The 14,278-nt window shown below is 36.6% G+C and carries 14 protein-coding genes and 1 riboswitch; of the genes, 5 read left to right on the forward strand and 9 right to left on the reverse strand.

Features of this window, described 5'->3' with window-relative positions:
* Window positions 1-197: 197 nt before the first annotated feature.
* Window positions 198-1,856, forward strand: coding sequence for a SulP family inorganic anion transporter (locus ACMAYS_RS04545; protein WP_103216706.1), 1,659 nt, complete (start codon window positions 198-200; stop codon window positions 1,854-1,856).
* Between the two features lie 69 nt (window positions 1,857-1,925).
* Window positions 1,926-2,255 carry an SWIB/MDM2 domain-containing protein gene (locus tag ACMAYS_RS04550; RefSeq protein ID WP_103216705.1) on the forward strand — a complete coding sequence of 110 codons (330 nt, stop codon included), beginning with the start codon at window positions 1,926-1,928 and terminating at the stop codon, window positions 2,253-2,255.
* A gap of 28 nt (window positions 2,256-2,283) precedes the next feature.
* Here the strand turns inward: ACMAYS_RS04550 and ACMAYS_RS04555 are convergent, their stop codons facing one another.
* A complete protein-coding gene (locus ACMAYS_RS04555; protein WP_412462820.1) occupies window positions 2,284-3,411 on the reverse strand; it encodes a DEAD/DEAH box helicase in 1,128 nt (375 codons plus the stop codon).
* A 60-nt stretch (window positions 3,412-3,471) separates the two neighbouring features.
* Here ACMAYS_RS04555 and ACMAYS_RS04560 point away from each other — a divergent pair, with 60 nt between their 5' ends.
* Window positions 3,472-3,690: a DUF3820 family protein gene (locus tag ACMAYS_RS04560; protein WP_103216703.1), complete on the forward strand. Its 219-nt coding sequence runs from the start codon at window positions 3,472-3,474 to the stop codon at window positions 3,688-3,690.
* Here the strand turns inward: ACMAYS_RS04560 and ACMAYS_RS04565 are convergent.
* The 3 genes from ACMAYS_RS04565 to ACMAYS_RS04575 all read right to left on the reverse strand — a co-directional run bounded on the left by ACMAYS_RS04565 (window position 3,687) and on the right by ACMAYS_RS04575 (window position 7,699).
* On the reverse strand, window positions 3,687-4,130 hold the full coding sequence (locus tag ACMAYS_RS04565; protein WP_392991300.1) for a hypothetical protein: 444 nt from the start codon (window positions 4,128-4,130) through the stop codon (window positions 3,687-3,689). The genes ACMAYS_RS04560 and ACMAYS_RS04565 overlap by 4 nt on opposite strands.
* A gap of 73 nt (window positions 4,131-4,203) precedes the next feature.
* Window positions 4,204-4,683, reverse strand: a complete 480-nt coding sequence (locus tag ACMAYS_RS04570; protein WP_146037758.1) for a hypothetical protein — start codon at window positions 4,681-4,683, stop codon at window positions 4,204-4,206.
* A complete protein-coding gene (locus ACMAYS_RS04575) occupies window positions 4,673-7,699 on the reverse strand; it encodes a hypothetical protein (protein ID WP_412462821.1) in 3,027 nt (1,008 codons plus the stop codon). The genes ACMAYS_RS04570 and ACMAYS_RS04575 overlap by 11 nt, the downstream gene beginning before the upstream one ends.
* Before the next feature lie 249 nt (window positions 7,700-7,948).
* Between ACMAYS_RS04575 and ACMAYS_RS04580 the strand changes: the two genes are divergently transcribed.
* Window positions 7,949-8,617 carry a hypothetical protein gene (locus ACMAYS_RS04580; RefSeq protein WP_392991296.1) on the forward strand — a complete coding sequence of 223 codons (669 nt, stop codon included), beginning with the start codon at window positions 7,949-7,951 and terminating at the stop codon, window positions 8,615-8,617.
* Here the strand turns inward: ACMAYS_RS04580 and ACMAYS_RS04585 are convergent.
* The 5 genes from ACMAYS_RS04585 to ACMAYS_RS04605 form a co-directional block, all read right to left on the reverse strand.
* Window positions 8,614-9,360, reverse strand: a complete 747-nt coding sequence (locus ACMAYS_RS04585; protein ID WP_103216698.1) for a Bax inhibitor-1/YccA family membrane protein — start codon at window positions 9,358-9,360, stop codon at window positions 8,614-8,616. The genes ACMAYS_RS04580 and ACMAYS_RS04585 overlap by 4 nt on opposite strands.
* Window positions 9,361-9,415: 55 nt before the next feature.
* Window positions 9,416-10,744 carry a sensor histidine kinase gene (locus tag ACMAYS_RS04590; protein ID WP_412462822.1) on the reverse strand — a complete coding sequence of 443 codons (1,329 nt, stop codon included), beginning with the start codon at window positions 10,742-10,744 and terminating at the stop codon, window positions 9,416-9,418.
* Between the two features lie 157 nt (window positions 10,745-10,901).
* On the reverse strand, window positions 10,902-12,392 hold the full coding sequence (locus ACMAYS_RS04595; RefSeq protein WP_412462823.1) for a hypothetical protein: 1,491 nt from the start codon (window positions 12,390-12,392) through the stop codon (window positions 10,902-10,904).
* Window positions 12,393-12,417: 25 nt separating this feature from the next.
* Window positions 12,418-12,984 carry a pentapeptide repeat-containing protein gene (locus tag ACMAYS_RS04600; protein WP_412462824.1) on the reverse strand — a complete coding sequence of 189 codons (567 nt, stop codon included), beginning with the start codon at window positions 12,982-12,984 and terminating at the stop codon, window positions 12,418-12,420.
* A 44-nt stretch (window positions 12,985-13,028) separates the two neighbouring features.
* Window positions 13,029-13,424, reverse strand: a complete 396-nt coding sequence (locus tag ACMAYS_RS04605; protein WP_392856563.1) for an acyl-CoA thioesterase — start codon at window positions 13,422-13,424, stop codon at window positions 13,029-13,031.
* Between the two features lie 17 nt (window positions 13,425-13,441).
* Window positions 13,442-13,546: riboswitch (cobalamin riboswitch) on the reverse strand.
* A gap of 85 nt (window positions 13,547-13,631) precedes the next feature.
* Here ACMAYS_RS04605 and ACMAYS_RS04610 point away from each other — a divergent pair.
* The gene (locus tag ACMAYS_RS04610; protein WP_103216693.1) at window positions 13,632-14,264 is read left to right on the forward strand and encodes a hypothetical protein; all 633 of its coding nucleotides are present in this window, start codon (window positions 13,632-13,634) and stop codon (window positions 14,262-14,264) included.
* The last annotated feature ends 14 nt before the right edge of the window (window positions 14,265-14,278 follow it).

Raw genomic sequence — 14,278 nt, forward strand, 5'->3', positions numbered from 1 at the left:
GTAGTAGTTGTGTGATAACCACATGCCTATTATGGAATTTTGTAGCGTAAAGTTTGTGGAGAATTGGTCAATTCGCCGTGAATAATAATTTTTATTGTGATTTTAACGAAAAGATAATTTGATTTAATGAACAAAACCTTTAAATGTTGCGTCAAATACTATAGTATTTAGCCTTACACTTAAATAGGAAGAGAGACATGTCAGCTGATAAAATCAAGCATAGTGAAGATGTGAGTGCTTCGCTTAAAAATCGTTTTATCGATTTAACAATCAAGAAACCAGAGAACTTAAAAAATGATTTTCTTTCAGGACTAACAGTTGCTTTAGCACTTGTTCCTGAGGCCATCGCATTTGCTTTCGTAGCAGGTGTTCATCCAAAGGTTGGTCTTTATGCGGCCTTTATGATGGGACTTATCACAGCAATTTTTGGCGGACGTCCAGGAATGATTTCTGGTGCGACAGGTGCCGTTGCAGTTATTTTTGCTCCCCTTGTTTATAAAGTAATGGAAATGAGCAAAGATAGTGGAATGACTTTTGATGCGGCAATGGAAAATGCATTAAGCTATCTTTTTGCGGCCGTAATTATAATGGGACTAATCCAAATTATTTTTGGATTACTAAAACTTGGAAAATTTATTCGTCTCGTTCCTCATCCAGTAATGCTTGGATTTGTTAATGGTCTTGCTATCATTATCTTCCGTGCTCAATTTTCTCAATTTACGGTTGGTGGAGAACTTCTTGCTTCAACTCAACTTCTGGTAATGTGTGGATTGATCGCTTTAACAATGGGGATCAGTGTTTTCCTACCAAAACTAACAAAGGCCGTACCGGCAACACTCGTTGGTATCGTCGCGTCTACTGTTATTGGCTACTTCTTAAATGAAGCAAATCCAGGCCTTGTTAGAACTGTACTTGATTTTGTTCAAGACCAAGATAAGACAATCACAACAATTGCAGCAGGTCTTCCAACATTTAAAATTCCATACGTTGAATTAACAATGGATAATCTAAAGCTAATTCTTCCATATGCATTCCTTGCAGCAGCAGTTGGTCTAATTGAATCACTAATGACACTACAATTAGTTGATGAACTTACAGATACTAGAGGTCAAGGTAACCGTGAATCAGTTGGTCAAGGTCTTGCCAACTTAGTAAACGGATTCTTTGGTGGAATGGGTGGTTGTGCCATGATCGGTCAATCAATGATTAATATCCGTGGTGGAGGTCGAGGTCGCTTCTCAGGTATCACGGCGGCAATCTTACTACTAGGATTTGTACTTTTTGGTGCACCTTTGATTGAGATGATTCCTCTTGGAGCACTTGTTGGTGTAATGTTTATGGTTGTTATTGGAACATTTGAATGGTCAAGCTTACGTCTATTTAAGAAAGTTCCACTTTCAGACTTCTTAGTTATTATTCTTGTTTCTGTCGTGACAATCTTAGCGGACCTAGCTGTTGCAGTACTAGTTGGTATTATTGTTTCTGCTCTTGTATTTGCTTGGGAGCACGGAAAGACAATGCATGCAAAGAAAAGAGATGAAGACGACAAGACAATCTATGAATTAGATGGCCCACTATTTTTTGGTTCAGTAACATCATTTAAAGATCTTTTTGATTTTAAAGATGACAAAGAGCATGTGTATATTGATTTTGACAACTCACGTGTTTGGGATCACTCTGGTATTGAGGCCCTACAGAATATTACTGAGCGCTACGCACAGCAAGGTAAGAAGCTACACCTTCTTAATTTAAGTAAAGACTGTCTTATTCTATTGGATAAGGCATCAAATATAGTTGAATTATCTGTTATTGAGGATTTAAATACTCATATCGCAGATGATAGACTTGATGGGTAATTGATTTTTCTGTACAAAGAAAGTCTTTTCCTAAACAATTATTAGAGACACTAATTAAAGGATTAAATTATGAGTGAAGAAAAAGGATTAAAAAAACCAGTAAAACTAAAATCAGACTTAGCAGCAATGCTTGGTGAGACAGAACTGCCAAGAACTGAAATCACTAAAAGACTGTGGGATTATATTAAAGAAAAAGGTCTTCAAACTAAGACTGAAAATGGAAAGCCAGAGAACGCAGGTAAGTTCATCGTAGCTGATGCAACTCTTCTTTCAATCTTTAAGCACACACACTCGACTTCAAAGTCTGGTAAAGTAACTGACCTTCGTAATATGAAGGAAGGTGAAACGATCAACATGATGCAAATGGCAGCTGTTGTTGGTGCAAATATCGAAAAATAATTTTCATAAAATTGCATAAAAAAAGGGCCTACTTAGTAGGCCCTTTTATATGGATATCAAGTCCAAGTTCTTTTTGAATTCTTTTAAAATATTTTTCTTCACTTGGTGAGATATAAGAGATAGCAATACCTCTTCTTCCCCCACGTCCAGTGCGCCCAATACGGTGAGTGTAATTTTCAACTTGTTGTGGAAGACTAAAGTTTAATACATATCCTACGCCATCGATATCAAGCCCTCTTGCCGCAATATCTGTAGCAACAAGAACATGCATATTACCTTTTTGAAATTCTTTTAAGTTATAGATTCTCTGGCGCTGGTCTCGATCACCATGAATGGCACATGCTTTTATTTGATTTGCTTTTAAATGCCTCTCAAGCTTATTGGCATCTGACTTTGTTTTTACAAAGACAATGATACTTTTTACTTGGCGATCTTTTAAAAACTTTAATAGGAAGTCAGCTTTTCTTTCTTCTTCGACGAGATAGGCCATCTGACGAATCCCCTCATGCCTTGCTTTAACAGGTGCAATTTCAATTTTATGAGGATTCTGTAAAAGTTTATTTGCAATAGCTTCTACTTCTTTGGCCATCGTAGCAGAAAAGAAAAGGCACTGCTTACTTTCAGGAAGTCTCTTTAATACAAATTCAAGATCATCCTTAAAGCCCATATCTAACATACGATCTGCTTCATCAAGAACTAAGTGCGTTACTTCATCTAAAAAGATTTTTTCATCTCTTATAAGATCAACTAAGCGTCCTGGAGTTGCAACGAGGATCTGAATCCCCTTCGTAAGCTTTTGAACTTGTAACTTTTTTGCACTTCCACCATAAACAGCAAGAGTTGAAAGAGCTAGGCCCTTACCATACTCCTTAAAACTTTCTTCGACCTGCATCGCTAGTTCGCGAGTTGGTGCAATAATAAGTGATCTAATATGAAATGGTTTAAGTTTTGACTTACTCTTTGAGATTAAATCAAGAATAGGCGTCGAAAATGCGGCAGTCTTCCCACTTCCAGTCTGAGAGATCGCAAGAAGATCCTTGCCTTCTAATACTGCTGGGATTCCTTCAGCTTGAATCTGAGTTGGTTTTGTATAGCCCTTCTTTAAAAGAGCTTCTTCAATAGTTTGGGATAGCCCCAATTGCGTAAATTCTGCCATTCGTCATTTTTAGCAGAGTTTATAGGGGCCAGTCAATGTGTATTCCATTATACTAAGGATATGGAAGTTGCATTTAATAAAGAACATCTCTTAAAATTCGTCCAGACCACGATGCCATTTGGAAAGTACAGGGGACGACTTCTTATTGATCTTCCTGATGAGTACCTCGTGTGGTTTTCGCAAAAGGGCTTCCCACAAGGAGAGCTCGGCAGACTCCTAGAAGAGCTTGCCGAGATCAAATTAAATGGACTTGAATTTCTATTCAAAGACCTTCGTTAGAAACAATCCTCACCGACTCTATTTGGCATTTGATGACTTAGAGTGTGTGTAAACTTAAATCCACGAATATTTGCGTTAATATTTTCTTGAAGAGACACACGACATTGACCTTGCGCATCTTTAGAAAAGAACTTTGTCAGAGTTATTTCAAAATCAATATCTTCGACGCCAGGGTTGTTGCCAATAACATCTTCAAGGTGTTGTGTATCGTACGTGAACATACATGGTCCATCTTCACCTACGTTACGGTGATTCATAATCGTCTCACCAGCAAGCTCCGGAACAATAACTTTAACAAAGAAAGTTTCACCATAACCAAGGCTCGTCCACTTAAGTTTGGCCGTACTAATATCAACTGGTAGTGTAACAGTACGCTTTGATAAAACTTTTTGATTAGCAAATGTCATAAATGAAAATAATAAGACAAAAAGGACCTTCATTTCTCCTCCTCGATTCCTTTTGATGAAGAGATAATGGCCTTCCTATTAAGATAAATAAAATAACAATTACAAACTACTGTGATAAGTAATATTTATTATAAAGCATGGTACTCCAAAATGCGAGACCGATGACATTGAGAATAATTATTTGTGTGATACGAAAGAATTTTAATTTTTCTTTGTGCTTAATTCCTAATCCGAATTTATAAAGAGATAAAAGATTCAGAACGACAGGAACAAATATCATACCAAAGATAGCAAGTCTTAATGAGTCGTGCATATAATCCACTTCTTTTTGTGACTTACTTTCTTCAAGGTTTAAAACTTCGATGCCGTTTTTCTCTAAGATATACTTAGCATCGATATAATATAATTCTTCAACAGAAATCAAATACTCTTGGGCAGCTGCAGAGTTTAAGTAAATATGCTGATTCAAGTGGCCACTAGAAGAATGTACTTTGATACCAGCGCTCTCTAACATTTCCCTTACATGCTTTGCATCTTCTAAGATTAATGTCGTATAAATTTGCTTAAGCTTCATTTTAATTTGCAATTAATTTTCTAATTGCCTCCACACAATTTGTCTTACGTGAAAACTGCTTTCCACCATAGAAGTTAGGATCAAGTGTCGCACGATTAATCTCACCTTGTTTGGCCGATTCCACGCGAAGCTCTTGAAACTCTAAAGCTTCGGGATAAATCGGCCCAGTATACGCCTTTCCTTCCGAAGCTATTGCAGAGTTCTTCCCTCTTGGCCTAACAGCTTTTTCCCAACCATCAAAAACAGGATTATTCACAAGCTGATCTTTAAGTGGACGATAAAACCTCATATTTGTGTACTGCTCTACATTTGCAAGACCTTCACCAATAATTGGACGATATTCTCGCATTTCAAGTCCTAAGTCATCTGTCATTTTCTTAAGATCTTCAATAAGCCTTGCTGGATTCTTAAGATATTCTTCATGACTTACATTTTGTAACTCCCCTGAAATCTCATCTGTTGTATTTAAGGCCTTATTTAAGATGGCCCTGAATAACTTCATTTGTAGAGCACTCTCATAAGCATCACGAGGAGCATTCATTAAACGAACCTCGGCCTTTCTGATTTTCGGATTAACTCTAAAAGCAGGACGCCATGGAACTTTTGGATTAGATATATCGAAATCATCACTAATAAATTTCTCAGGGATAACATCTTGGAAATATGCCGAAACATCTAAGTGAGTGTAACGGGCCTTACGTCCAACACGTTTATTAAAATAGCCTTCATTATAAAGTGCTTTTTTTAGTTCAGTTTCTGTCCCATTCCAATTAGCAAGTTTTTGTGCAAACTCATCTGAGATAGCAACTGGCTCCGCACTCTTAACACGATTTAAATCTTGAAACATAAATGCAATCACAGAACGATACTCATTGAAGACAGCAAGAAAGCGAGCAAACTCATGTGGCTTACCATCAAAGACTGTTAAATTAATATTTAAGTGACCACCACCGGCCTTAATATATGGAAGTGCATTATTCTTTTGAAAAGTATCAAATACGGCCTGCATCTCATCCATATTTGGTTCAAATTTAGGTGTGACAACTTCAATAGATCCAGCTCGAACCGAGTCAATAATGACATCACCTGCTGGAGTATAATTTCGGCCAATACCATCCCACTCAACTCTCCATGATCGATCTTTAGAGTCACGGATTTTAAAAGCAATATCAAGACCGTGGCCATGCCCATCTTCATACAGTCTTTCAACTTCCCCTTCTCCACCTAAACGATCACGAAGATCAGTTGCAAGTTTTTCAAGGTATGCTTCTTTTTCATCAGGTGACATATCCACACGAGTTTGAAGCCATGACATTTTACCGTCCATAAGCCTTTGGCGATTATAACCGCCATCTTCATTTTCAATCATAGCAAAATCACCCTGATACTTAAGGGGAAATTTTGCAGAATACTCAATACCAAGATCAACTTTATTTACGTCTATTGGCATATTCGTACCTGGTTTGAATTTATGAAAGTTTTCTGTGTCAGAAAAACTTCTCTGCGGCATCATGTACTTTCTGATGTCTTCTGTGATATTTGAAGAAGCAACCCATTCTCTTTGTAAAGAGATGATGGCCTTTTTCAAGTTCTCTCGATTAGTATGTCTTAAGCTTCCAACATCAATGAGATAATCCCTTGTTAAATTTTTAAGAATCGTCTTCTTAGTTTTCCCAAGAATCGGACATTCATTATACCAATTCCAAAGGACGACATTATAGCCTTCAAGGGATGCTTGATTAAGTTTATCGGCGGCCCTCTTCGCTTGCTCCATAGTTAGACCAAAGCGATGCTTTAAATCGGAAGCTTCTGCATAATGTATCGTCTCTTCATCAATGAGAGTCCAAGAGCGAATCTTTTCAATTCCAGAAAAGTCATTACGAGAAAAACGTGAAGCAAGTGAGGCTTGAATAAAACGTGCGACTCTTGCATTCTTTGTTCCAGAGCGAAATTCAATTGAAATCGAATCATTTACAAAACGACCTTCATAATCAACTCTTAAAGGTCCTCTATTGGTTTCTTCTCCATCGATAATTCCATTTGATATTTCCCAATCATCAAGAATTTCTTTATAGTCTGCCGTTTCGATTCCTGAGCGCCCGGCAATTCCCTCAAGAACAATAAGGGCCTGAGCGACTTTAGTAAGTTCTGCAGCTTTTTGACGATTAAATTTTTTCCCAACTGGAACGACCATACGTTGATGTCCAGGGGCCTGAAACAACTCTCCATTTCTTCCCATTGTCTTTTTAAACCACGCAATCATCTCTTGAAATTCACCATATGATTTTTGAGGTTTAAATAGAATTTCCCAACCAACCGAAGTTGGCTCGATATCATCTATATATTTTTGAAAAATACCGATATTTGGAACCATACGGTAGTAAGGTTTCAATTCTGTTTCGATATGTGGAAACTCACCTTTAAAGAATTGCCTTCTCGTTAGAGGCGAAAGATAACTAAATGGACTGTTATTTGTTTTACTTCCCCACTCATTCCACATTTCCTCAAGTTCATCCAAAGACGCTTCTTCTGGATTAAAACCATTCAGAAAGGAAATATCCATGGCCTTACTTCGCCCTTTTTCATCGAAGAGCTCTTGTGCAGGATCGTAGCGAGTTCCATTTTCATCTACCCATACACGACTTGATTGTCCTGGGGTATTATTCATCCACTTTGTGAAGAATTCTTTTAAAAATTTGCGACGCTTCGACTCTTCAGTTGGAAGAATATCCATAAATGCCCTAACATCTGGACCTAGAATTCTAGTTACATACGAAGAGGAGCCTTCTTTCTCCGCCCCCCATGTAATAGAGCGTCGGCCAGAGCCTTTGACACCTATTGCTTTAGCATTATAGCCAACAGATGCTTCCATCATCTCTCCCCAAATCTCATAAGCGCTACTTTGTGTTGAAGCGGGTGTTCGCCAATCAATTTCAGGTAGATTATTTTTTACAAAATAGACCTGAGGAAAAACACCTAATAGAAGTGAAAAGATTAAGATAAAAGAAGGGTTCTTAATAAACTTCATGAACGTCCTTAATAAAGATTAATTATTCATTCACTTTTCGGAAATTCAACGCCCATACTTGATCAAAAGACTATTTTAAAAATAATTCCAATAACTTACAAGCTTGCCTAAGTCTAATGAGATACATATAATCGCGCCCATGAAAAATAAAAAACCACTAAATTACTGGCGTATCAGTTTTAAACTAGTCTTACTTGTTCTAAGTATTTACATCTGGTTTGCGCTCTACCAAGGAATGACTGGTAAGTAATGAAGGCCGCAGTCATTGGAATACTTTCACTAAATATCTTAGCGGCCATCCCAAGTCCCGGATTTTGTCTTGCGGACTATGCTACGAAGAAGTATATCCAAAATGATTTTTCGGCTCCCTATCCAAAGGAAGTCATTTTTAGTTGTCAGTATGATTGTCGCGATATGGAAAGTGAATCCATTGAAAAGATCACTGGTATTTCAAAGGTAAGTGTCTCAAATATTTCTGATGATGCTTTAAAAGTTGTTTGCCAGGGTGTTATTGTAAAAAAATCAAAATGGGGATACGACTACGATCGCACACTTGAGTTCTATGCTCATCAAACAAATATAAAAGAAGTAAAGAGCTGGGCAAATCACACTATTCCAACAGAGAATAAATATACGACAAAGCTTCTCACTGATTTCAAAAATCATCTTAATAAAGTCTATCCTAGCTATAAGATCGCAGGAGAATCGAAAACTGAAGTAGCAAAAGAATTTGCACAAGCAGCTTATGTTTTAGAAGAGATGGCAAAGCAATTACCTGAGAATAGAAATCTATTTGATGAATACCGACTAATGCTTGAGCAAAGAAATGGAGAAACGGGAAGTGAGCTAACGGCCAACAAGTTAGTCATGGACCAAATACTCTTTGGAGCAAGTTGGTCCATGAATATAAAAAATTAATCGCGTCGATTTAATTTTGAAAGAAGTCTTAATACTTCAATATATAGCCACACAAGAGTAACCATTAAAGAGAAGCCCGCATACCACTCAAGATATTTTGGTGCTCCCTGATCAACACTTTTTTCAATAAAGTCGAAATCTAGAATTAAACTAAATGCAGCAACACCTACTACAATAAGGCTAAATCCAATTCCCACTGGGCCATTTCCGTGAATCATTGGGATCGTTGTTCCAAAGAAAGACATAATGAAACTTACGAGATAAACACCCATGATTGCAAACATCGCCGTCATGATTACCTTTCTAAACATCCCTGTTGCTCTTACAAGGCCCCAACGATAAAGAAAGAATAAAGTAATGAAGGCAGAAAAAGTAATCGTTACAGCATTAAAGACAATCCCTTGAAATTGAAATTCATAGATTGCAGAAATTGACCCAAGAAGAAGGCCTTCACATAGAGCATAAACAGGAGCTGTAAACATGGCCAACTTTGGTTTAAAGATCGTAATAAGAGCGAAAATAAAACCGCCAATACCACCAATCAACGGATACATACCCATTTGTGGTTGCATTGAATTCTCCAGAGTACCTAGAGTTACATTCCATGTATAAATAAATGTCATAAGCATTAGAGCAAAGAGAATCATCCCTTTATTAAATACTCCAGAAAAAGACATTCTTTCATCTGATAAAGTTCCCGCCTTAAAGACGTCATTTCTTAGTGTCGGGTTTGTCGACCTCATAATTCCTCTTTTGTTATAATTTTAATTTATTATATCAAAAGCACAGAGGTTTGGTCTAAGAAAACAGAGTCTTTTTAAATAACAGAGAGAATTGTGTACCGTGATTGTCAGGTGATACTGCTTTTGTTTTTGAGTGCACAGAAATACTGCCATGACTAAGTTCGACAAAGGTCTTAACTATGGACATTCCAAATCCTGTTCCTTTTTCTCCACTTGTTCCAATTTTAGAAGGAATCGCATTATTTTCAAATAATACTTCTAATAACTCTTCCTCAATTCCTACACCCTTATCAATTAGATTAACTTGAACTCCATCATTTCTTTCAGTAACGGATATTTCAATTTCTTGGCCTGTTTCTGAAAATTTAATCGCATTTGATAATAGATTTCCAAAAATTTGATATTTTAATGCTGTGGAATTCCCCATGAAGTAAACATTCTGGTTTGCATTATAATCATACTTTAAGGTGATATTCTTATCATGTAATTTTGATTCAAAAACTCGATAGAGATATTCAATGATATGATTCAGATATACTTTCTCAAATTTTAACTCAACCTTACCTTGCTTAATTGATTGTAGATCACGAATCTGAGTTAAAATATTGCTTATTCCCGAAGTACATGAATTAATACGAGTTAAGCACTTTTGAATATCGGCATCATCATTAGTGGCCAATAACTTACTAAGCCTTTTAGCAGAGAGATTAACAACAGTAAGAGGGTTACTGATATCATGTCCTACTAATGTTAAGAGAGTATCAATCTGTTCCTTTTTTTCAACAATCGCTTGGTAGAAGCGATCTCGATCAATCATGTAAACAAACATAAAAAGAGAGTTCAAAAGAATAAAGCCAATCATGATCAGAACTTGACCTAAAACTTCTCCTGTTTCATTCAAGTAACTATGTAGAACAACACCATTTAGGTGCAAGATGAATAAATAAGTTGCGGCCAGAATAGATAAAATAAACCATAAGAGTAAATCTCTCCTGGTTCCAATCAAACCTGCAATCATAGGTAAAACTGCAAACCAGATAGGAGAAACACTAAAAAATCCTCCCGTTAAAATCGACCAAGAGAACTCATGAATAAAGCCTGCTAAAATTGTAATATTAAGAGCTAGTGATAAAGAACCAAAAAAGTAATAAAAAACGGGACTAAAAAAATGTATTAAACATGTTCCGATTCCAATTTGATAAAGAAGAGGGTTGTCACAAAAGAAGTATGAAATAACCAAATGCCCCCACATCAAGGGCGCAGTTAAGAAAACTGTATAAATATACAGGCTCAATTGTGAAAGATCTCTTACAGATAGATCAGGCTCCCTAAGGGCCAAGAATCTAATGATCTTATTAATAGGGTTTACTGGATTCATAACCATTTATTAATACCACGAACACAAGTTTTGTTTAGATAATTAAGATATTAATAGTAGATAAGCGCTTAAAAATAAAGATAAATTTAAGCGCTCAGTGCTATTTGTAATTTTCCTTAAAAAAGCTGTGCAACAAAAAATATTGCCAACGATCTATGGCAAGTTAGAATTGAATACTTGCTGATATTTTCTTTAATGGCATGTACTCTATCCCCTCTATTTTTAAAGATTTATCCAAATTTTTAAGCTCCTTCTTGAAGTTTTCAGCAATTTTTCTTTGCCTTGGATCTTTAAACTTATAGCGAGCATTAATTAGCTTTGTCACAGTAGTCGGTGAAAAGAATAGATTATCGGCCATTGAGTATTTCATCTGATCGATAGCATTGACCAGCTTTGATCTCTTGATCATCTTTGTATCTTTTGTCGGTGCTGCTTGTCTTAGTCGCAGTGGAACTTTTCTTTTATCAAGGATTCCGTAATTATAGTGATCCGTAGCGTGTGCAACAGTAACGGTAAAAAGATAAGTCGTGACCGCTCGAACTAATTTATCATCTTCGAAAATTTCTTTACTCGAAGGAAATTCATTTACATGCTGATTACAGTAATCGGCCCACTTACTAATCCAAAAGTCATCGGTACTCACATCAGCTAAAATATCTCTTACGAAATTATAAAATACTTCGTAGTAGCGTTTTAAGTAAATGCCATACTTACCCTCTACACTTGGCGATTTTAGTGAATAAGAAAATGGCGGGTATGAAAGATTACCTTTAATACCTTTATATCCTTCAACTAGTAAATCTCTTAAACCTTCAGGTCCTCCTGGGTAAGGAGCATAAGTCATCCACCACTTTTCTTGTAGAAGTGAACTCTTATAATTCAAGACTGCATTCTCTAGAGGAAGAGTAAATCTGAAGTGTGGAGATAATAATCTAAAAAGAATATGATCTTTTGGAAGAGATGTTTTTGAGATGGCGTTAATTGAATCAAAAGGAAAATGTAAAAGAGGATGAACAACAAGGGTTGCACATAGAGCACCACCTTGAAGAACAAAGTATTTCGCCAACTCCCAAGCATCACATGGATTGGAAATATCAAATACTGTCTCTGTCTTTTGAACGTAAATTGCTTGAACTTTGAAACGTTTCCCTTCTTTGTAAAGAAGTGTTTTTGTAGCGCTCACATGAATACCTTCTAAAGGCTTAACAACACGAACTGCATCAAGGTCAACGATAAACCAGTTCTTTTCGTCTTTATTATAATCACTAAAACACTTCCAATCTTCATCATCCAATTTATCTGTTAGAAATTTACTCATCATGGAATAGTTTAGAAGATCTTCGAATTCTTTATTTGTTACTTCTTTAAGGCCAGGAAAGATTAGACCCTTTATAAAGTAGTATGGAGAGAGAGCTAGAGTGGCCACATAACGAGAGCCAATAAACATCCACCAATCAAGAGTTTCTCTAAGTGGTACATGAATAACCGCAGGAGACTCTCCCCAAGGGTGTACAGGAGAAGGTTGAGGCCATGGCCCCTTTCTCTCATACATGAAATCCTTTTGAGAATAGAGGTGCTTTGGAGAAGTTGCACTGTTGATCTGAGAGCGGATTTTATCCTTAACTCGACTTGAGAACTTGCCTTGATTTTTCATTTTGCCTTCCTAGCTTAAAAAAATATTATTCGATTTCAATACCAAAAGGACTCAAAAGGTTGAGGACTTCAGGCATTGAAAACTTACAGTTTTTTAAATTTGTATTTGCAATATCGATATAAAAATTTCGTGCATTAAGAAATTTAGAGCCTTTTAAATTGGCCCTTGAGAAATTCGTTCCCTGAAGATCGCTTTCAGAGAAATCACTCCCCTCAAATGTCCCTTGAGAATAGTCTGTCTCTCTAAGAGATGAGCAAGTAAATTGCGCCCCATGAATTGTACAGTCCTGAAAAGATGCATAATCTAGAATACAATTTTTAAACTTAAGTTCGAAAAGAGTATTACAGTCTGCGAAGTTTAAACCAATACATTTAGAATCATTGAATGTAACATCACGAAATGTGGCACCTAGCAACTTCAAGTTACTTAAGTTTGAACCTTTGAAAGAACATTCGATGAACTTGGCCCCAGATACATCTATCTCACTTATATCAAGGCCGTTGAACTCACAGCAGATAAATTCACTACCCTTGAACTCACTAACCTCGCTAATATTATCAGTATCAAAAACTTCATCTTCAAAATATGGCATGAGAGCATTTTAAACTAAATTTATTAACGAGGCTATTTTAAATTTTATGAGAAAATAGGTACAGGTTTGCGATCATCATTAATAGCAACAAGAGTGAAACTCCCCTTTACTGCTTCAACTTGTCCCTCTTCGTACATACCTTCAAGCATTAGTCTTACTTCAACAACAAGACTGCTATTGCCAACCTTCGTAATCTCTCCTACAAGCTCGGCAAAATGCCCACCTGGAATAGGCATATTGAAGTCAACTCGGTCACTTGAGACAGTTACAAATTTCTTGCGGCCAAATCGAGTTGCAGTGATAAAGGCTACCTCATCCATCCACTTAAGCGTGTTACCACCAAATAATGTATCGTAGTGATTTGTACTATTAGGGAAGACGGCCCTAACTACCGTAGTTTTCGCGCGTGCAATAGCTTCGCTTAATTGCGCTTCATTCATAGATTCCTCCTCGGGATTAAAATTTTGCTAGCTTGGGATCGGACTTTACCGTTGCGGGACAGTGTTGGAATTACACCAACTTCACCTCCTAGCGCTAACTATCCTAAATCTCGATAAACTTAAAGGCAATAAGAATTACAATTAAGCTGGCTAATTAATGTGGCCGTGGTATTGAGAATCAACAATAATTAATTAAGGACACATATTATGAAGAAATTACTATCAATTGCGGCCTTATTTCTTAGCTTCAATGCTGCCGCAGTTCAAACTACAGCAAGGCCATTTAGCTTTGATCTATATGCACCTACTAATGAGCTAAATTTTAAAGTTACTCTTGAGCAATGGTGCCGCTATGAAATTCCAGTTTGGGGAGATAGCGCGAAATTTGAAACAAAACATAAATCAACTGCTCTAGTTGAAAAGAAGTCTAATCAATCAAGTGGGTTAACTCGCTATACTTTTTCACTAAAACAAGCTCAAAGCTTAGATATGACTGGTTTTTTTAAGTACGGCAAAGAGTGTACAAGTGGAATTAAAATTCTGGTTCAAAGTGCAAAGTATGCGCTTGGTTGGGCAAATCAATATGGCCGTCCAATTGAGTTTAGCTTCTTAGATGAAATGTATGCTTATAAAGAATATGACACAGTATTTGAGCCAAGTGATGATAAGAATATTAAGCTATTTGAAGGTAATGAGATCTCGTTCGTATACGATTCGCTACCAAAGGCCAATCAGGTAAATGTAACGATTTTATCAAATGGCAAGAAAATACCGAGCGCTTTTACTAAAGGTGTTCTAAAAAATCCAGAAACTGGCTTACCTTACAAGTTAAAGAAATAAAAAAGGCCTCTTTA

The organism is Halobacteriovorax sp. RT-2-6 (genome assembly GCF_047085025.1).
Taxonomy (GTDB): domain Bacteria; phylum Bdellovibrionota; class Bacteriovoracia; order Bacteriovoracales; family Bacteriovoracaceae; genus Halobacteriovorax_A.